General features: G+C 35.3%; 17 protein-coding genes. 9 read left to right on the top strand and 8 right to left on the bottom strand.

Going from position 1 to position 21,300, the window contains the following annotated elements; all coding sequences use genetic code 11:
* From ABN256_RS07805 to ABN256_RS07780, 6 genes are all read right to left on the bottom strand, one after another.
* The gene (locus ABN256_RS07805) at positions 1 to 2,166 is read right to left on the bottom strand and encodes an autotransporter family protein (protein WP_197268939.1); all 2,166 of its coding nucleotides are present in this window, start codon (positions 2,164 to 2,166) and stop codon (positions 1 to 3) included.
* 36 nt (positions 2,167 to 2,202) lie between these two features.
* Entirely contained in the window at positions 2,203 to 3,087 is an 885-nt protein-coding gene (locus ABN256_RS07800) for an OmpG porin family protein (protein ID WP_072069308.1), read from the bottom strand.
* A gap of 145 nt (positions 3,088 to 3,232) precedes the next feature.
* The gene (locus ABN256_RS07795) at positions 3,233 to 4,792 is read right to left on the bottom strand and encodes a sulfatase-like hydrolase/transferase (RefSeq protein WP_349439314.1); all 1,560 of its coding nucleotides are present in this window, start codon (positions 4,790 to 4,792) and stop codon (positions 3,233 to 3,235) included.
* Between the two features lie 329 nt (positions 4,793 to 5,121).
* On the bottom strand, positions 5,122 to 5,610 hold the full coding sequence (locus ABN256_RS07790; RefSeq protein ID WP_340893535.1) for an N-acetyltransferase: 489 nt from the start codon (positions 5,608 to 5,610) through the stop codon (positions 5,122 to 5,124).
* A 235-nt stretch (positions 5,611 to 5,845) separates the two neighbouring features.
* A complete protein-coding gene (locus ABN256_RS07785; RefSeq protein WP_197268943.1) occupies positions 5,846 to 6,595 on the bottom strand; it encodes a hemagglutinin in 750 nt (249 codons plus the stop codon).
* A gap of 235 nt (positions 6,596 to 6,830) precedes the next feature.
* Positions 6,831 to 7,658: a MurR/RpiR family transcriptional regulator gene (locus ABN256_RS07780; protein WP_196553976.1), complete on the bottom strand. Its 828-nt coding sequence runs from the start codon at positions 7,656 to 7,658 to the stop codon at positions 6,831 to 6,833.
* 494 nt (positions 7,659 to 8,152) lie between these two features.
* Between ABN256_RS07780 and ABN256_RS07775 the strand changes: the two genes are divergently transcribed.
* The 6 genes from ABN256_RS07775 to tehB all read left to right on the top strand — a co-directional run bounded on the left by ABN256_RS07775 (position 8,153) and on the right by tehB (position 13,304).
* Complete coding sequence (locus ABN256_RS07775) at positions 8,153 to 8,353, top strand: hypothetical protein (protein WP_196553977.1); 201 nt, start codon at positions 8,153 to 8,155, stop codon at positions 8,351 to 8,353.
* Between the two features lie 320 nt (positions 8,354 to 8,673).
* Complete coding sequence (locus ABN256_RS07770) at positions 8,674 to 9,228, top strand: cytochrome b (protein ID WP_115350697.1); 555 nt, start codon at positions 8,674 to 8,676, stop codon at positions 9,226 to 9,228.
* A gap of 33 nt (positions 9,229 to 9,261) precedes the next feature.
* A complete protein-coding gene (locus tag ABN256_RS07765; RefSeq protein WP_072069302.1) occupies positions 9,262 to 9,840 on the top strand; it encodes a YceI family protein in 579 nt (192 codons plus the stop codon).
* 250 nt (positions 9,841 to 10,090) lie between these two features.
* A complete protein-coding gene (locus ABN256_RS07760; RefSeq protein WP_196554033.1) occupies positions 10,091 to 11,176 on the top strand; it encodes a linear amide C-N hydrolase in 1,086 nt (361 codons plus the stop codon).
* A gap of 22 nt (positions 11,177 to 11,198) precedes the next feature.
* Positions 11,199 to 12,371, top strand: a complete 1,173-nt coding sequence (locus ABN256_RS07755) for an NAD-binding protein (protein WP_197268944.1) — start codon at positions 11,199 to 11,201, stop codon at positions 12,369 to 12,371.
* A gap of 78 nt (positions 12,372 to 12,449) precedes the next feature.
* Entirely contained in the window at positions 12,450 to 13,304 is an 855-nt protein-coding gene (gene tehB, locus ABN256_RS07750; protein WP_197268945.1) for an SAM-dependent methyltransferase TehB, read from the top strand.
* Between the two features lie 74 nt (positions 13,305 to 13,378).
* Here tehB and clcA read toward each other — a convergent pair whose 3' ends face one another.
* Positions 13,379 to 14,800 (bottom strand): H(+)/Cl(-) exchange transporter ClcA, encoded by a 1,422-nt coding sequence (gene clcA / locus ABN256_RS07745; protein WP_197268946.1) that lies wholly within the window; start codon positions 14,798 to 14,800, stop codon positions 13,379 to 13,381.
* Between the two features lie 196 nt (positions 14,801 to 14,996).
* Here clcA and ABN256_RS07740 point away from each other — a divergent pair, with 196 nt between their 5' ends.
* On the top strand, positions 14,997 to 16,397 hold the full coding sequence (locus ABN256_RS07740; RefSeq protein WP_197268947.1) for an alanine/glycine:cation symporter family protein: 1,401 nt from the start codon (positions 14,997 to 14,999) through the stop codon (positions 16,395 to 16,397).
* 188 nt (positions 16,398 to 16,585) lie between these two features.
* Here the strand turns inward: ABN256_RS07740 and ABN256_RS07735 are convergent, their stop codons facing one another.
* A complete protein-coding gene (locus ABN256_RS07735; protein WP_109407495.1) occupies positions 16,586 to 18,067 on the bottom strand; it encodes an aldehyde dehydrogenase family protein in 1,482 nt (493 codons plus the stop codon).
* Positions 18,068 to 18,561: 494 nt separating this feature from the next.
* Between ABN256_RS07735 and hcp the strand changes: the two genes are divergently transcribed.
* Together hcp and hcr are read left to right on the top strand one after the other, a co-directional pair.
* Positions 18,562 to 20,214: a hydroxylamine reductase gene (gene hcp, locus ABN256_RS07730; RefSeq protein WP_340893534.1), complete on the top strand. Its 1,653-nt coding sequence runs from the start codon at positions 18,562 to 18,564 to the stop codon at positions 20,212 to 20,214.
* Between the two features lie 57 nt (positions 20,215 to 20,271).
* Positions 20,272 to 21,276, top strand: coding sequence for an NADH oxidoreductase (gene hcr, locus ABN256_RS07725; RefSeq protein ID WP_197268949.1), 1,005 nt, complete (start codon positions 20,272 to 20,274; stop codon positions 21,274 to 21,276).
* Positions 21,277 to 21,300: the final 24 nt, after the last annotated feature.

The raw sequence follows: 21,300 nt of genomic DNA, 5'->3' as shown, positions 1-21,300 counted from the left end.
TTAGAAACGCTGGCTAACAGTGAAACCAATGCGTCCTTCATTAAATTTGTCATAACGCTGATAGCCGATTGTTGTGCCTAAATTTAATGATTGAGTGATATCGAGATTGGCACCTAATTCCGCACTAATAATGTCACCACCAACAGTATTTCCTTTAATATCAAAGGTCTCTCCTCCAGTATTAAAATAAGTCAAACTGTGGCGTTGATTAATATTATTGTCACCTGCGATATCTTTGAAATAACGAAGGTTAAGAGATGGGGTTAATTTTCCATAAGCAGTCTGATAGCTATTCCATAAAGCAACTGAGCCACCTAATTGATTAACAGCATAGCGTTGGCCATAAGTACGCATAGATAAGGCAGAGCCTGTTTCTTCCCAAGAGTCAATATTGAGCCATTGATATTGGTAAGTCAGCATCGGTTTAATATGGATGAAATCAAAATCAAAATGAGTTCCAGCATTAATTTGATAACCTAATTGCACACCTGAATAATCACCTTTTGCTTTGGTATTTCCTTCCCATCCAGTATTGCCACCAATATCTCGCTCACTATCGACAGTGTAATAACCAATATTTAGATTACCGCTTAGGAATAATGTGTCACTATACCAACCGGTGTAAGGCATAAATTCAAAATGGCTAATTTCTTTGCTTGCGTTACGTTGTTTTGCGTCAGCCTTGGCATAGTTATAAGCAAATGAAACACCGATAAGAGCATCTTGATTAATTTCATAATCAGTACCGATTTGAATACCAGTACGATAAGTGTTGTAACCGTTAATTCCACCTTGATTGCTTTGTGTGCCATAACCATACAGTATATTGGCCCAACTGTTCCAGCCTGCTTCTCTCTCTTCAATTGGCAATTGGTTATCATAGCGTAAATAGCGGTGTGCAATATTATTGCGCATATCTTCAACCATGATTAATCCCGCTTGAATATCACTGCCATCAGCAATAGGGGCTAAATCATTTGATAATGAGGCAATATTATTATCGTCATTTCCAGCTGCAACTAATAAACTCAAAGCCTCATCTGAAACTTGACTACGTGTATTGTTAAATTCATTTAAAACAGTTGGAATAATAAAATTAGCTGCCGCTAATCCATTTTCATTGACGCCACCACGTTCAGCAGCACTAATAAAATTATTACCACCTTCGTAGCTAATACCATAACGTGCAACTAATTGATTACCGCTAACACCACCACTAATATTAGGCGGTGTAGTCTCTAACCATGAATCTGTTTTTTCTAATAATGGAGATACATCTGGTGCTATGGCATTGGCGTCAGTAACCGTAATTCCAGCTTCATCTTTAATCGCTGAATTGGAAGAGATCAAAACAATATCTTTATTTATAATGTTATCGACACTGGTGCCTTTAAAATCTAATTTAGCTTGGCTACCTTTTTTAAAAGTAACATCACCGTCAACATGAAGAATAGTTTCATCAGTATTGGTATTATCATCAAGACGGAAAATTAACTGGCTATTTTCCTTATTCATGAAATTACCTTCCCAATGAATCGTTTTATCTTTTCCTTGGATAGTTAAATTGCCATGGTTTTCAATTAATGGAACACCCGTGATTTGATATCCATCAAATAAAGCATTTTGAGCACCACCTTGATATGCAAAATTTATTTTAGTATCTGCGTGACCATTTCCTAATATATCGCCGTGGATCTCACCATTTACATCACTTCTAAAACCTGTTTTTAGTGTTCTAAAATCAATGGCTGCAGTTTTTCCACGAATAATGGCACCGTCTCTTACATAAACGCCAGTACCTCGTTTAGGGAAATCGCCTTCAACCAATATGGCTGTACCATTTTCACTGGTTACGTTAGCGCCATTTAAGTTGATATTACTGCTAAAAGAAGCACCTTGATTTATCTTGAGGCCATTTGCACCATCACCAGTGACAGTAATATTTTTTGTAATTGCTTGAGCTTTATATTCTGTTGATGAGCCATTAAATACAACGCCATCACCTTGAGAAACAGTGACATCTTTATTTATTTGAGCCGTATTACCGTCATTAACATTAACTGTTTCACAGATATTTAAAGTGGGATCACATTCTGTCGCCCATGCCGAACCATAAATAGCTGATAAAATAGCCGCGCTCAAAAATAACAATTTTTTATTTTTCACAATATAACTCCATGAACAATTATATGATTTTAATTATTAGAATGTTGCTCGGAATGAAACTTTGAAATAATCTTGAGTCGATTTGCTACCATCATTTTTATTTTCAACTCGTTCATTATAATATTCCGTCATGACTCGCCATTGAGGTGATATTTGATAAGCCATTTGTAGGGTATAACGTGTCATATCTTTTTCGATATATACGCCTTTATTTGTTCTATCTTCTATTTTTCCAAAAATAGATTTACGCATTGATGGAGAAACTATTAATCCTATTGGTGTTGTCCAGTTCACATACATACGTAATTGTTGATTATGGTTTGTTTCTTTTGTGTCGTATTCTTCATGTCGTATTGCTTGCTTACCACCATCAAAATAAGCAACAGTAGTATTAATATTTGGGGTAACAAAATAACGTAGACCAGGTTCAATTTCCCAGCCTAAATAATCCGTATTGGTGACGCCATTGCTACGTTTATCTTCTTTCTTTTGTAAGCCAAATAAAACACTACCTGTTAAAACCCAATCTTTATTAATTGGAAATTGGTAATTGGTTTTTGATTCATAAAAATCAATAGTTAAGCGACTGCCGTTATCATAATTAGTGAGATCTTGACGGATTTTCAAACCAGGTTGGATCCAACCATTGTTTAATTTAAAACGATAACTACCTTGTAAATCATAACGTTGGTAGCGGTTTTTATTGTCATGTTCACGTTGGCGAAAGCCGACATCGAAATACCAGTTAGATTTTTCTGGATTAATATTAAAATCAACACGATAACCGGCATAGTTATTGGGTGTGTCGTAATCTGCTGTTTCCCAAGAAAACATAGCGTTGACATTAGCTGCCTGAGAATGAAAAGAAGTTAAACCTAAGCCAAGAAGAGGTAAGAAAAGAGCAATACGAAGTTTGTTCATGGTATATATCCAATTCTTTATTCGCTTTTATTAATGTCAATTTTTAGGTGTAGGACGTCTTTCCTTTTATTCTATTAAAAGGATTTTTATATAAGCGAATTGGGTTTATATATAGCGCCATAAAATAATGGCGCAGATATTTTTATTATTTTTCTTTACATGTCGATATTGTTTTATTTAATTTATTGGTTGTTGCCGTAATAAATTCAGAGGCGCGCCAAGAATCTCCTGTTTTTTCCAACCAAGGGGTCAGTTCTTCTTTAATTAATTTCTCAATTAAAGGCATATTGTCTTTGGCAATATTTTTTATTTGATAAGGATCATTCACATTGTCATATAAGGTATATTTCAATGGTTGACCATCTTGTCTATCGATAACCAGTGTATGTGTTTTGGTTCTGACACCTCGTTTACCAAATGAAGGTTCTCCATAAGGAATAAAAAGATAAAGCTGCGAGTTTGCTGTGTCGCCTTTTCCTGTGACCACTCGGTCTGAAAGATCACTACCTTCGACAGAATCAGGTATCCATTCGGATAAGCCTAGTAGTCCTAAGATTGTCGGGTAAATATCAGGAGCTGACATTAGTGCATCATCAGAACCTGGTTTAATTTTACCCGGTAAACGAAACATCATAGGAATACGCATGGATTCTTCATAAGGATTATTTTTTGTTGCCTGTCCATTTGATCCTAAGCAACTACCATGATCAGAGAAGAAAACAACGAGAGTATTATCTGTAAGGCCTTGTTTTTCTAATTCATCGACGATGCGACCAAATTGTTCATCAACACCGTTGACCATTGCCATGTATTCTTTGAAATATTGAGGCCCATAGCCTTCTTGGTATTCACTTTCCCATTGTACGTTCGGGCGAGTGTTGAGCTCTTTAGATGTTTTACCTTGATAAGCATCGAGGTATTTCTTCGGTACTTGGTCATAAGGCGAATGAGGTGGATTCATTGAAACCACTAATGCAAATGGTTTTGAATTATCCCTAAATTGATTGTTTTCATTTTTGAGAAACTTGATTGCCATATCAGCTTCATGTTCAGGTCCCCATTGATCAATGTAAATTGGTTTATCACGAGGAGTATCGTTTGCCCAATACATAGGTTTTAAATGTAAATCGTAGGTGCCATAAGAATACCAAAAGTCAAAACCATGGCGTCTATCAGGAGCTGCCCATTCATTCCAATAACGACCTTCCATTGGATTATTGTAACTTTCAATAAATGGTTCGTAAGGTGCATCAAGATGCCATTTGCCAATATAGCCAGTGCTGTAATCGAGAGATTTTAAAACATCAGACCAACATTTTGCATAAGGAGATAGATCAATACCTACTTTGCCACCATAATCATGTGCATTTCCTGTAATGCCATTGCGAACAGGGTATTGCCCAGTCATAAACATGCCACGGAAAGGAGAACAAAGAGGGTAATTTGAAGCCATTTGTGTCATTACTTTGGCTTGTTTCGCAAATTTATTCAGATTTGGTGTAATTGAAGGATCTTCTCCCATAAACTGTAACGCGTGTGCTCGCATTTCATCAGGAAAAACAATTAATAGGTTAGGGGCGTTTTCCGGACGAGATTGCGTGTTAGAGACCGTGCTTCCTGAATTAGCAATAACAGGGGTAGAAACAGTCATTGCTGCACCGCTGGCTGCGAGCCCTTTGATAAAAGTTCTGCGGGAAACAGTCATTGCTTCCTCCTATTTTACGTTTACTTTCGAATTGGTGTCTTTTATCTTATTTATACTTTTACATAAGATCAAAAAGTAAGTTAACGAAAGATCAAGAATTGAAAGGGAGATCACAGAATAGTGTCAAATTGTAAGCAATTTGACAGCTAAAATAGGAGTTGGAATATTGTTAAGAATAGATTAACTTTTTACGAATAATTTTAATTAATTGATTTATAATGATATTTATTGTTTTGTGATGATGATTGCAAAAATAGCTTAAAGTTTCTTTTTTTAGCTATAAAGTTGCATAATAGCTAGTGTAAGTTCTTTTCTTTCGTTTGTTTTCATTATCCTTTAATGACCCACCAAGATGTTCCTTTAAACTCAATATTTTTAACTATCTCCATGCCTAACTTTTGATGTGCTTTTAGTGAGCGAATATTTTCGCTATTAACAAATGCGATAGGGTGCCCGCCATGTAAAGAACAGATCTGCTGGTAGAGATCTTTTAATAATGATTTTCCTCGGTGCGTTTTATCAATACAAACAGGGCCGTAAAACCAATTGTTTTGTGTTATTTCTGGGAAGCGTCGATTAATTTCTTGAGCAATAGGCGGAATTGAGAAAGATGTGACAGGGAAGCTGAAAACCACAGCAACAATATTTTCTTGATTAATTGCAATAATAGTATTTATACTATATTGGTACATTGCCTCAACTTTGTTTTGTGGGTATTCGCCATATAATCCGCCTTGTTGAGATTCTGAATTTGCCTGTAATAATGTTGCTACTGAGTTGATATCTTTATATGTCATTTTTCGAAATATATAATGCATTTTTAATTCCTTTTTATACTAAGTTATAATCTTATTATATAAAAAATAATTTATAATACAAAAATACATTAATAATTCTAAAGATAAATTTATTAATTTAAGTGTGACTATTGAATTTTGACTATCTACAAAACCTCTTTTTGAAAGAAATGTAATAAAAGCAGTAATAGAATATATTTATTACTGCTTAATTAATAACATGATTTTTATTTTTTATTTATAGAAATAGAAGTAATTAGAAACCATAGGCTAATCCCCCACCGATAATGATTTCTTGTTCGCTATTTATTGAAGAATTTAATCTAAATGCAATGTCATTATTAGGTTTATATTGTATTCCCCCAGCAAAAGCTGTACCAGTTCGGTAGTTACTAATACCAATTCCTCCACTTAAGGTGTGATGGCTAAGATAAGGAATATTCGTCATTGCAACAGATGAAGCAATACCTGCAAATACTTTCTTTTCTAATGAGATGATTTTTTTATCTAAATTTGCAATTGAGTCTGTGATTTCAGCTTGTCTTTTCCTGTAATAGTGATCAAAATCATTAACATGAGTTTTGAGCTCATTAATATCTGTACTAATACTTCTTTTTAGCTGATTCATGGCATTATTTGTTGTTATTCTATTTTTTTCTACCATTTTTTTAGTTTGGATAAGATTAACGGCATCTGTATTATTTTTACCATCACTAATATTAACTAATCTCGATGTCTGCCCGTTTTCAGTGTTACCAAATGAAACCGTATTTTCTTCGGTTGCTAATGCATTATGACCAATAGCAACAGAGTGTGTATTTTTAGCTTGGCTATTGACTCCTATTGCAATTGAACCATTACCTGAAGCATTACTATTATCACCTAATGAAATACTAGGAATATTAACGATAATAGGTATTTCTTCCTTTTCTTTTATTGAATCTACATTTGAATGCGAAAATGAAGGGAATAATAGAAAGAATAAAAATAACTTTTTAAATAACATTTAATTTAACCCTTTGAAAGGAATTTTTGGCGTAAATCAATGCTAAATGATTGTTTTTTTCATCACAAATAAAACATTCTGGAAATACTCTTAAAAATAGTTTTAAATAAAATTATATTTTTTTAAATATATGATTGATTACTGCAAAAATATTCTATTAAATAATATTATATTTAATAAGTTATTAAATAAAAAACTGCATTTTCATTAAAATGCAGTTTTGGATAAGTGTTAATTAATGTTTTTTTCTAAAGGCAAAAGCAACAGAAATCGCTTGTAGCAAACACATTGTTGATGTTTGAGAGCGAAAGGTTTTTATTTGAGCTTCTTTTACCGTTAAACAAACGTCACTCAAACTTGCCAGTGGACTAATGGGACTGTCTGTAACAATAATTTGTTTAGCTTCTTTATATGTTGCCATCTCGCACATTTTTTGCATTTCATCTGAGTATGGATGGAAATGAATGCCAAAAAGTACATCCCGATATGTAATATTTCTCAATTGCTCTTTGTACATTCCTCCTAAGCTGTTTACAAAGACAGTTTCGCAAGGAATGTGCGAGAGGGCATGAAAAAAATAACTCGCAGCACTGAATGAATGATGAAATCCACAAATATAAATTGTTTCAGCATGTTCGAGTAACTGTACTGTTTTATTTAACATTTCTCTGTGAGTCTGATTTGCCAATTGTTGCAATGAATGGCTATTTGCTTGTGCAAATTCTTGCAAAACATAGGCAGGCTCATTCAGATTAGGGGGGGCCTCTTTATATTTCTGTTTATAAGTTAAATTTTCATTTTCATTTACCATTTCATTCATCAAGTGATGCTGAAATAATTGTTTCATTTCATTAAAACCATTGAAATGAAACGCATTGGCAAAACGAATTAATGTCGATGGAGGAACATTTGCTTTATCTGCAAGGATTGCAATTGTATCAAATGCCACACTGTTTTTATTATCAAGTAGATAATGTGCAACCTGCTGTAGCCTTTTACTTAATCCATTATAGCGGGAGCGAACTTGTTCCTGTAGTTCATTCAGATTTGTTGCAGTAGACATAGTGCCCTCAATAAAAATACTGCTGTAATTGTAGTGTTTTTTGAGTTGAAATTGAATGTTTTTAGCTAATAGCAATTAAAATGAAATATAGAGTTAATTAAAAGTAAATGAACAACCTAAAGGTAATTATTTGATGTTTAAAACTCTATTTTATTTATTCTTTATTGGTTTTATTATCACTTGTCGAAATTAATTTTCTTTATTTGAAATTAAATGAAATTAACATTTCATTTTGTTAAGGTGGGGATAATAACAATATCGTTTCTATTTTTTCTATTTTGTTTTATTTAACCTATTTCATTTTATATTGTTGTTAATTTAACTTAGAATATTATTTTTTATTATTGGTGTTATTGTAATTTAGAAGTTGAAGTATTTTAATATCTTTGTGCGCAATGATTGATATTCATAATACAACACTTGTTTTATTTGTTAATGATAGTAATTTATGACTATCTTAGTTTAAATATACTTATGTTGGTTGAAACTTTTATATGCAAAACGATCATCCGTGGATTAATTTATTAATGCACTATTTTCATGATCACTACTCAGAAATGATGCCTATTATTTTTTTTGTATGTATTGTGGGTATTATCTTTGGTGTTGTACGTGAAATGCGTTGGTTATCCGTTTTTTTTACTGTACCTTTAATTATCATTGTATTTTGTTTAATTAGTTCTAATTTAGGATAAGTAAAATATACAATTGTTATTAAGGTTGTACAATAGTTGTATTGACCTTATTTTTAGACATTATTTTTTTCTTATATTTTCTCCTGTTATTGAATGTTATAAATCAGCAATGTGTTTATTCTATTTTGCCCATAAGCGATGTATCAACAATACTATTGATTAGATAATCAACTAGGTGACTAATAAGAGATTGTTACATATTGATTATTATTGATAAAGATAAGCAAATTATTTGTTGAATTATATACTAACATTTTATTCCCAATACACTAAACTAGATAACATTGTTTTAATGAATTAAAAACTATTGGGTTTTTATTATGGAATGGCGAAATAACACTTCTCGCTACGGGTACTTGTCACTCCTTTTGCATTGGGTGTCAGCACTTACTGTCTACGGTATGTTTGCTTTAGGATTATGGATGGTGACGCTAGGTTATTATGATAATTGGTATCATTCAGCACCTGAAATACATAAAAGTATCGGTATTCTTTTATTTATCATCCTAATAGTACGTGTGATATGGCGTTGGATATCACCACCACCTAAAGCATTAGGAAGCTACAGTAAATTTACTCGCATTAGTGCTCATATCGCGCACATGCTCTTATATTTAATTTTATTTTCTATTCTCATTAGTGGTTATTTAATCTCCACTGCTGATGGTCAAGCGATATCTGTATTTGAATGGTTTTCTGTACCCGCTATTTTTACAGGGGGAGCCGAGCAAGCAGATTTAGCCGGTGATATTCATCTTTATTTAGCATGGTCAGTTATTTTGTTATCACTATTACATGTGGCTGGTGCCTTAAAACATCATTTTATTGATAAAGATGTAACGTTAAAACGCATGCTAGGAATGCGAACTAAATAGTTAAATTTATAAAACAAAATTATGGAGATAACCATGTTTAAGAAAGCTTTATTGGGTTTAACAGCTGGTGCGTTGTTATTTAATGCGAGCACTGCTTTAGCCGCAGATTATACTATTGATAAACAAGGTCAGCACGCATTTGTACAGTTTCGTATCCAACATTTAGGCTATAGCTGGTTATATGGCACATTTAAAGATTTCGATGGTACTTTTAGTTATGACAAAGAAGATCCATCAAAAGATAAAGTTGATGTTGTGATCAAAACAGGAAGTTTAGATACAAATCATGCTGAGCGCGATAAACATTTACGTAGTGCTGATTTCTTTAATGTGAGCAAATATCCTGAAGCACGATTTGTATCAACCAACGTTACTCGTGAAGGTGAGAACTATGTAGTGGTTGGTGATTTAACATTAAATGGTGTGACTAAGCCTGTATCATTAAATGCAAAATTAATTGGCGAAGGAACGGATCCTTGGAAAGGTTACCGTGCTGGTTTTGAAGCAACAGGTAAAGTAAACTTAAAAGAATTTAATATTAAATCAGATTTAGGGCCAAAATCACAAGAAGCTGAACTAATTATCTCAGTTGAAGGTGTAAAAAAAGCGTAATTGAACGTTTTTTTGTGATGCAATAAAGCCCCATATGACTTTATATGATTTTTAAACCGATACCTTAGAGTATCGGTTTTTTTATGCGCGATTGAAAATTATTGCCTTATACTTAGGTAATAGTTCTTATTTTTTCATAGGGTTAATTAAGATTTATTTTGACGCTTTACCTATTTTAGGTAAGAACAAAGAGGATCATAACAAAGGCATGTTCACATCCTTATCCCTTTATTTAACGAAAAAAGAGTCAATAATGAAAAAATTACGTCATACTTTTTTGGGTACTCTGTTTATTTCTACTTTTTTAACAGCAGGTGTGTCAGAGGTTGATGCGTGTACCCGACTTGTCTACTTAGGTGATAATAATCAAGTCATTACAGCTCGTTCAATGGATTGGAAATATGACATTGGAACCAATTTATGGACATTTCCACAAGGTATGCAACGTTCAGGAGAGGCAGGTGATAATTCAATTAAATGGACATCTAAATATGGAAGTGTTGTTGCATCCGGTTATGATATTTCAACAACAGATGGTATGAATGAAAAAGGATTGGTCGCTAATTTATTATGGTTGGCGGAATCAGATTATCCAGCTTATACCAAAGAAAAACCGGCTATTTCGATTTCAGCATGGGCTCAGTATGTGCTAGATAATTTTGCTACTGTAGAAGAAGCCGTGACAGCATTAGAAAGTGAACCTTTTATTGTTTTAACAGATAAGGTACCAGGACAGGACAGAATGGCGACGTTACACCTTTCTCTTTCGGATGCTACTGGTGATAGTGCTATTATTGAATATATCAACGGCAAACAAGTCATTCATCACAGCAAAGAGTATCAAGTGATGACGAATTCACCTATTTTTTCCGAGCAGTTAGCATTAAATAGTTATTGGCAACAAATTGGTGGAACCGTGATGTTACCAGGAACGAATCGTGCATCTGATCGTTTTGCCAGAGCTTCTTTTTATGTGAATGCTATCCCTAAGGCTCAATCGAGTAAAAAATCACTTGCTAGTGTTTTTGGTGTGATCAGAAATGTTTCTGTTCCTTATGGATTAAGCACCGCTGAGTCGCCAGAAATCTCATCTACACGCTGGAGAACTGTGGCTGATCATAAGAATCAATTATATTTTTTCGAATCAGCATTATCACCGAATACTTTTTGGGTTAACTTAAAGGAAATTGATTTTTCAAAGGAAAGCGGGAAAGTCATGGTGTTACCATTAGGTGAAGAGCAATCAATCATTTATTCAGCTAATGCAACAAGCCATTTTAAGCCAGCAGAGCCTTTTAAATTTCAAGGATTAGATAATATTCCTTTAAATAACTAGTTGAGTATTCACGATACCTAATATGAAATTATCCGTAATATTAAATGTGATAGAGACATCTAAAGTGACAAGAAAGACGATGTCTTTATTACTTATCTTGAATGGTATATTTATCATTTACTCAATTTTGTTGTCCCGTGGTATTTATCTGGATTGGGAAATACACGGCTTTTCTGCATGGCTTAAATCATTGGGTGTATTAAAGCTTCTCGATATACCTAAAGTGATGTTAGCTTGTGCGCTGATCTTGCTTTCAATATTTATGTATTTAGGTGCAAGGATCGCATGGTGTGTCTCGCTTATTTTATTAGCTACCATTGTTTTTCTTGATGTTGCGGTTTATCAGCAAATTGGTTTTCAGGTTTATTTTTCATTTGCTTTGGTAATTGGATTATTAATCAGTTGGCGAGCCTTTCCACATCATAGTTTAACGAGTGCTGGCTTTGTGGCTTTTATCTGTATCCTTTCTTTGCTGTTATTCTCAATGTTAGGAAGTCTTTATATCGGGGATGAGTTCAGGCCTCATATTACAACATTAATGGATGCATTTTATTTTTCTATTGTCTGTATGACGACATTGGGATTTGGCGATATTGTGCCAATTAGTACAAATGCACGTATATTTACACTGACTGTTGTGATCTTGGGAATAACCGTTTTTACCACATCTATTGTTTATGTCATGGGATTTCTTGCTCGTGGGACTCGTGAGATTGTTAAGAAAAGGATCGCTAAAATGCATAATCATTTTATTATTATTGGCTCTTCGGCACTGGCTTCACAATTAGAAAAGGGATTAAGAGAGCAGGGAAAACCGGTTATTGCGATTTGTACTGATAAAAGTAAAGCTGTTTATGATACGCAAGCTAACATTATTGAAGGTGATCCGACTAACCTTAAGACACTGCAATCCGCTAATATTGCTAAAGCCAGTTGGGTAGCAACTTTATCTGAAAGTGATGCTGAAAATACCTTTATCCTACTCACTATCCAAGAATGTTCTAATGTTGATGCCAAGTTAATTACCATTATTAATCAAGATGAAAATAGAGATAAGATCAGCCGATTACGTCCTGATATGTTGTTTTCTTTAGCGTCGTTAGGTAAAGAAATTATGATGAAGGTATTATGTGGAGAATCTATTTCTTCATCAGATGTGACAGATTTGCTTTTAAACAAATATTTAAAATCATAATTTTGTTCAAACTATCTTTACGAACGATAATGATTACCATAAGATGTATTTAATATGCATCTTAAGTGAGGTTGAATTATGGAACTTGTTAGTTATAAAACAATGCCAGAGTGGACACGAACATCAATTCCTTTGGCGTTATTAGAACGCCACAATACAAAAGAAGGCACTTATGCTCAAATGCGAGTCCTGCAAGGTAATATGACATTTGTTGTATTTAATGATGACGGTTCGCAAATTTCGGTGGATTGTGATACGGAAAATCAACCTCCACTCATTCAGCCTCAACAATGGCATAAAATTGATAAAGCGAGCGATGATGTACGTTGCCAGCTTTCATTTTTATGTGCGCCAGAAGATAAACTTTTTAAAGAAAATGACTTATCACTACCGCATTCTGAAGTGCGTTACATGGCAACATTGACTCAGCCTTGCAAGGTTTTGGATTTAGGTGCAGGGCGTGGACGTAATAGCTTCTATTTAGCGTCTCAAGGGTATGATGTCACTGCATTAGATATTAATGCCTCTCATATTGATGCGATTGAAACCGTTAAAGCTAAAACAGGTTTTGCAGTAAAAAGCGGTTTATACGATATAAATGAAGCTTCACTGACTGAAAAATATGACATTATTATTTCAACCGTTGTGTTGATGTTCTGCCAACGTGAACGCATTGAAAGCATTATTAAAAATATGCAAGAATGTACTAATAGTAATGGTATTAATGTGATTGTTTGTCCGGTTGAAACAGCGAATAGTGATCCTGCTGAAATTCCTTTTAAGACTTTTTTACGCCAAGGCGAATTAGCGGATTACTATAAAGACTGGGAAATTATTAAATATAATGAAAACCCTGGTCATTTACATAAAACTGATGCTAATGGTAATCGTATTGCTTTGAATTTTGCGACATTAATTGCGCGTAAAAAATAATTCAGGTCATAACATTTATTTCAAAATACCCCAATTTTTTAGTTGGGGTATTTTTTTATCTGTTAAAGTCTGTTTTATTGTTGTGGTGATTTATCACTTTTAATGTCATCAGCTTGGTCTGTTTGTTCTTTTGTTTCAGACTTTTGTAAGATGCGTTCTAATAAAACAGTATAAATAGGGCGACCACCTAATAGCTGTGCCAACATTGTCGCTCCTAAACAGGTGATTATCATTGGAAGGATAAGCTGATAATTATCTGTCATTTCTAAGACTAAAACTATTCCAGTTAGTGGTGCTCTTACTGTTGCCGCAAATAAAGCTCCCATACCAGCAATGGCAAAAGTACCAATTTGAATTTGATAATCAGGGAAAAGTAATGTTGCTATTAATCCGAATGCACTACCAAACAGAGTGCCTAATGCGAGAGTGGGGGCAAATATGCCACCTGGAGCGCCAGATGCAAAACTAATAATGGATGTGATCGTTCGTAAAATAAAGAAAAGTAACAGTGCAATAAGAGAATATTGTCCGGTACTGAGTGCTGGAATAATACTAAATCCACCGCCAGTAATTTCAGGAATGATAAGTGCCAATAGGCCACAAAGTCCACCAATAATACCGCCAGTTAAAACAAAACGTGAAGTTTTATCTTGATAAAAATGTTGGAACTGAGTTTGAACATAAAAAAGCAATTTACTGAATATAACGCCAATAACGCCGAATAACATACCTAAGACTAAATATAACCAAAGTGTGTTGAGTGGGGCTGATGAAAATTTACCAATATGAATGACACCGCCTTCACCATTAAATAGGCGAAAGACAATGCATGACATAATTACTCCAATAAAAACCGCTTTAATAGAAATAAGGTTGTATTTAAATTGAGGACGCATCTCTTCAATAATAAATAAAATACCCGCAAGAGGTGCATTGAAAGCGGCTGTTAATCCGGCAGCTGCGCCGGTTGCTAATAATGTGTGACGTGATTCTTTATCTTTTAAGCGAGAAATATCATTAACCAATTGACCAATATTGGCACCCAATTGAACCGTTGGGCCTTCACGACCTAATACCATGCCTGAACCTAATGTTCCAATACTGGCAATAAATTTTACTGGTAATACTCGCCACCAACGAACAGGGCGAATATCTATCATTGCCCCTTCAATCTCAGGGATACCAGATCCTCCTGATTCAGGTGAGAATTTTTTCACTAAATAGTAACCGAGCATGGCTAAAACAGAGGAAAATAACAATGTAATAATTACCAGAACATAAGGATTGGTGAAGGTTTTGACGAGTTCTTCTTGTCTGAAGTTTATAACCCAACTCACACTTTTTTCAAATAAAACACCCACTAATCCAGCAAGCGAACCGACTATGGCAGACAGTAGCAGGACTTTCAGTGGCGCAAGGTTGGTTTCTTGAGCTTTTCTGAATAAATTAAAACGTCGTTCATTTTGGCTATTTTGGATAGATTTACGGTTATGCATAACTTTGATTTATGTATTGTAACAATGAACATAATGATAGCGTAATTTTGTATTGAAGTGATATTTCTCACATAACGTAATCAATTTTAGAGTTAGTCGTTTTTTTTTCTAGCATATTTTCACTTTTTCATCTTTAGTGTAATTGATAACAAAAAATACATATTTATATAACATTTTGGACGAGAAAGGGTAATTTATGGATTTCATCACAAATATATTAAGCGCTATAAATAGCGTGGTATGGGGAGTGCCGATGCTTGTCGGTATTCTAGGAATTGGTCTTTTTATGCAGTTTCGGCTCGGTTTCTTACCTATCCGAAAATTAGGTACAGGATTTAAACTTCTATTTGAAAAAAATGATAAAAGAGGCGAAGGACAAATATCGCCCTTTAATGCATTGATGACGGCACTTTCAGCAACTATCGGAACAGGTAATATCGCCGGTGTTGCAACGGCAGTTGTATTAGGTGGCCCCGGTGCTTTGTTTTGGATGTGGATGACGGCATTAGTGGGGATGGCAACAAAGTATTCTGAAGCTGTATTAGCGGTGCGTTTTCGTGAAGTTGATAAATACGGGAACTATGTTGGTGGCCCAATGTATTACATCAAGAATGGTTTGGGTAAAAAGTGGGTTTGGTTAGGTACCGTTTTTGCTATTTTTGGTAGCTTTGCTGGTTTCGGTATTGGTAATACGGTGCAAGCTAACTCAGTCGCAGATGTATTACAAAGTAATTTTGGTATTTCAACTACCATTACCGCCATTGTGTTAGTTGTCTTAGTTGGCGCGGTACTCATTGGTGGGATCAAACGTATTGCCGATGTCGCGGGTAAATTAGTTCCTATCATGACTGTTGGCTATTTTGGTGCTGGTATTGTTGTTTTAGCGCTAAATGTGACAGCCATTCCTGATGCTATTGTCCTTATTGTTAAATCAGCATTTACTCCAGTTGCTGCTCAAGGTGGGTTTGCTGGTGCAGCCGTTTGGGCAGCGATCCGTTTTGGTGTAGCGCGTGGTGTTTTCTCTAACGAAGCAGGATTGGGTAGTGCACCTATTGCACACGCAACAGCTAAAACACAAAATCCTGTTCGCCAAGGTTTGATTGCGATGTTGGGGACATTTATTGATACCATAATCGTCTGTTCTGTTACGGGATTAACCATCGTTATTACAGGACAATGGCTAACAGGACAAAGTGGAGCGACATTAACTGCCGCATCATTCTCTATCGCTATTCCGGGTGGTAACTATATTGTGGCCATAGCGTTAGCCATTTTTGCATTTACTACTATTTTAGGATGGAGTTTTTATGGTGAGAAATGTGTGCAATATCTTTTTGGACCTAAAGCTATTATGCCATTTCGTATTGCATGGCTGATTGCATTACCGGTAGGGGCAACACAATCATTAGAGTTTGTGTGGTTATTGGCCGATACACTCAATGCAATGATGGCTATTCCTAACTTAATTGCATTAGCTTTATTGAGCCCAGTTGTTTATCGCTTAACAAAAGATCATATAAAAGATGTTAACGCTGATAATATTGGGTTAGATAAAGAAACTCATTCAGTGAGCAAAAAAGAAGCCGAAGCAGAGTAACTCGTTCTTACTTATTGGCTAAAAAACACAACAAAAAACCGTATGCACTTAGAATTTGGCATACGGTTTTTTTTATGGTGATAACTTAAAGTGTGAGAAATTATAGATAATAAAAAGCCTTCTGGGGAGAAGGCGAAGAGATGAGTATAGATATTATATTTATAAGAATTTAGAAAAGAGAGAAAATCTTATTCTTTCATACTGATGAAGATGTTTTTCACTTGGCTATAAGCATCTAACATCATTTTATGTGTTTCACGTCCTAAACCTGATTTCTTGTAACCCCCAAATGGTGCGTGAGCTGGGAGTTCATGATAAGTGTTAACCCACATACGACCAGTTCTTACTGCTTTTGCAACACGTAAGGCTCGGTTAATATCTTGAGTCCAAACACCACCACCAAGTCCATATTCTGAATCATTTGCCATTTCGATCACTTCATCTTCATTATCGAATGGAATAACACATAATACAGGCCCAAAAATTTCTTCTCGTGCAACGCGCATTTGGTTAGTTGCGTTAATGATGATAGTAGGACGAACAAAGAATCCATCATCGTAGCCTTCACCCGTAATACGTTCACCACCAGTTAAAACAGTTGCACCTTCTTTTTTTGCGAGTTCAACGTAGCCTAAGATAGTATCCATTTGATCTTGACTAACTTGTGTACCCATTTGTGTATTAGGATCAAGGGGATCACCGACACGAATACTCTCAAATTCAGTTTTTAATGCTTTCAAAAAGTCGTCATGAATATCTTTGTGCAAGAACAGACGTGAACCTGATTCACAAGCTTGTCCTTGGTTCATCAATATTGCCAATGCTGAATATTTGACCGCTTTTTTCATATTTGCATCAGGGAAAACAATATTGGCTGATTTTCCGCCTAATTCCAGTGTTGCTGGAACCATTTTTTTCGCTGCGGCTTCTGCTACTGTATAACCCACATTGGTAGAACCTGTAAACGCCAGTTTATCAATATCTTGGTGCTCTAAAATAGCTTGTCCTACAACAGATCCACGTCCCGTAACAATATTAATTACACCAGCTGGTAATATTTCATTTAAAATACGACCTAGCTCTAATAATGAAAGGGAAGTCAGTGTTGCTGGGTTAATTACGACAGTATCACCCGCGGCAATTGCTGGCGCCAATTTCCATGCTGCCATTAATAATGGGAAGTTCCATGGAATAATTTGTCCAACTACGCCAATGGGTTCACGAATAACAAGGCTAATGGTATTTTCGTCTAGGACGGCACTTTCATCGGTATGAGAGCGTATCACGCCTGCAAAATATCGAAAATGGTCAATAGAGGCAGGTAAATCTATGTTTTTCGACTCATTGAGTGGCTTACCATTATCTAATGATTCGATCCAAGCAAAGCGTTCTTGCTCTTGCTCTAAGCGATCTGCAATTTTTAATAAGAGGGCTTGGCGCTCTGCTGGAGATGTTTTACTCCATGTTTTGAATGCCTTACGTGCGGCAGTGACGGCGCGATCGACATCTTCGGCACTTCCTGATTGGTATTCACTTAATAATTCACCGGTTGCAGGGCTATAGGTTTTAGTTGTTTTTTGCGATGTGCTAGTTACCCATTCTCCTCCAATTAGCATTTTATAGCTTTCTAGAGGACGAAATTCTGATGGAACATTATTTAGTTTAATCATTTTTAATCTCCAATGTAGGGGTGAGCATCATTTAAACTTATAATTTCATTTCGTAATACTCGTGCTAATAACATATATCAAATGAAATAATTTGATTAGCTATTGATGCAATAGGTGATATTAACTATAAAAAATAGTAATGAATATTACTGATTTAACAAAATTGAATTAATTTAATCGTTTCATCTCTCACTCTTTATATGATTAAACAAAAAATACCCCATCAGTTATTCTTCAATATTCTTTCTCATTTTCTTATCAAAGGTGTAATGCGATTAATCAATCTGTTCAAAAAATCAGGCTTTAGATTTATGTGAAATCAAAAGATAAAAAAAAAGATATTAAAAGATTTGCTAGAAATTGCGTTAGATCAAACAACATTTAAATTATTCAATATTGCACTTTCTCTCTGATAAAAATGGCGTATTCTTATGTTGCATCTAAAATGCAACTTATAAAAATAAAGCGTTATCTTTTATTAGAAGGAATACGATATGTATTGTGTGCAATGTGAACAAACAATGAAAACGCCTGTAGGTAATGGTTGTGCCTATGCGCAAGGTATGTGTGGTAAAACAGCAGAAACTTCAGATCTTCAAGATTTATTGGTTGCTGTATTAGAAGGACTATCTGCCTGGGCATTAGCGGCACGTAGTGTTGATATTATTGATCATGATGTAGACAGCTTTGCGCCTCGCGCTTTTTTCTCTACGTTAACTAACGTCAACTTTGATTCTGATCGCATTGTCGGCTATGCGAAAGAAGCTATCTATTTCCGTGAAAGTCTGAAGTCTCGCACCTTAGCAAAAAATGCAGCGATTCAGGTCACTAATCCAAGAGCTGAAATTCAATTAGCTGGAAATGATTTAGACAGTTTACAAAAACAAGCCCAGCTATTTGCCTTAAATGGTGATAAAGCACAGATTGGTGATGATCTTCATGGCTTACGTATGCTGTGTTTATATGGCTTAAAAGGTGCTGCTGCTTATATGGAACATGCGCATGTCTTAGGCCAATACGATAATGAAATTTATGCAGAGTATCACCGCTATATGGCGTGGTTAGGAACTGATCCTGCTGATATGAATGAATTGTTAGAAAATGCGATGGGTATTGGTCAAATGAACTTCCGCATTATGGCAATTTTGGATAAAGGTGAAACACAAGCTTATGGTAACCCAACGCCAGTTGCGGTTAATGTGCGTCCTGTTGCAGGTAAAGCAATATTAATTTCAGGTCATGACCTGAAAGATTTACAAATGCTACTTGAGCAAACTGAAGGTAAAGGTATCAACATTTATACTCATGGTGAAATGTTACCTGCTCATGGTTACCCAGAACTTAAAAAATATAAACACTTAGTGGGTAACTATGGTAGTGGTTGGCAGAATCAGCAAATTGAATTTGCGAAATTCCCAGGCCCTGTACTAATGACATCAAACTGTATTATTGATCCTAATGTGGGTAATTACGGTGATCGTATTTGGACTCGCAGTATTGTTGGCTGGCCGGGTGTAAAACACATCACAGGTGATGATTTCTCTGAAATGATTGAACAAGCTCAATCATTAGAGGGGTTCCCATATAGTGAAATTGAGCATTTAATTACGGTTGGTTTTGGTCGTGAAACACTATTAAATGCGGCTGATACAGTGATTGATTTAGTTTCACAGAAAAAATTACGTCACGTTTTCTTGGTTGGTGGTTGTGATGGTAGCCGTGGTGAACGTAGTTATTACACTGATCTAGCAAGAGAAATCCCGCAAGATTGTTTAATTATGACATTGGCGTGTGGTAAATACCGCTTTAATAAATTAGATTTTGGTACTTTAGAAGGGTTACCACGCTTACTTGATGTGGGTCAGTGTAACGATGCTTACTCTGCGATTATGCTAGCAGTTAATCTAGCTGAAAAATTAGGTTGTGGTGTCAATGATTTACCACTGTCCTTAATTTTGTCTTGGTTTGAGCAAAAAGCGATTGTTATTTTATTAACTCTGCTTTCATTAGGCGTAAAAAACATTTATACCGGCCCTACAGCACCAGCGTTCTTAACAGACAATCTGCTGGCAGTCTTAAATGAGAAGTTCGGTATGCGCTCTATCACTACACCAGAACAAGATCTTAAAGAGATCCTTTCAGCTTAATCGTTTAATTCATCATCATTGCCGAGGCCTACGGGCTTCGGTAAGGAATAAATATCCATGACGATGCCAAGTTCCCTTTGCCCTAATCGTATGCAAGTTCACTCAATTGTTCAGGAAACCCCTGAAGTGTGGACATTAAATTTAATTAATCACGACTTTTATTCATACAAACCAGGTCAATTTGCATTGGTTAGTATCAATAATAGCGATGAAACAATGCGTGCTTACACCATTTCATCTTCTCCAGGATTAAGCCCTTTTGTCACTTTAACTGTTCGCCGTTTAGAAAATGGTATTGGTTCAGGTTGGTTAACATCACAAGTCAAACCAGGTGATTATCTTTGGTTATCTGATGCCCAAGGTGAATTTACTTGTGCAGGAAAAGAAGATGCTCGTTATTTAATGTTAGCCGCAGGGTGTGGTGTTACCCCTGTGATGTCGATGACACGCTGGTTGCTAAATACTCAACCTAAAGCGAATATTACAGTTATTTTTAATATTCGTGAGCAAAGCCAGTTTATCTTTGAGAAAGAGTGGATCGAATTAGCCAATGCGTATCCCTATAATCTCAATTTTATTATGATGCCTAAATTACCTGATAATAAAGGGATATTTAGTGGTCGCATTTCTCAAGAAAAATTAGCTGCATTAGTACCTGATATTGCGAGTCGCACTGTTATGTGTTGTGGCCCAAATAGTTACATGGAAGACACAGGACGTTTTGCAAGAAATCTTGGTGTACCAGCTGAGAATATCTTTATGGAACGTTTTGGTGATGAACCTGTTTGCGTTGATGAAAATGAACAATTAACCATGACTATTCGTCATCCATTATCGCAAATTAAAGTTCCTGTTGGTGTTACTTTGTTAACGGCAATGGAAGAGAATAAAGTGCCTGTTTTTGCTGCTTGTCGTGCAGGAGTTTGTGGCAGTTGTAAAACGCGAATTATTAGTGGTGATTATGATGTTTCCAGCACTAGTACATTAACGCCTGAAGAGATTGCGCAAGGTTATGTGTTAGCGTGTAGTTGCCGTTTAAAAGGTGATGTTGAGCTAGCATAATCTCTTTTGATTAAACTCTTTCCT

The organism is Proteus sp. fly-1008 (assembly GCF_040140305.1).
GTDB lineage: Bacteria > Pseudomonadota > Gammaproteobacteria > Enterobacterales > Enterobacteriaceae > Proteus > Proteus vulgaris_B.
This window is presented reverse-complemented; position numbering and strand designations above follow the sequence as displayed.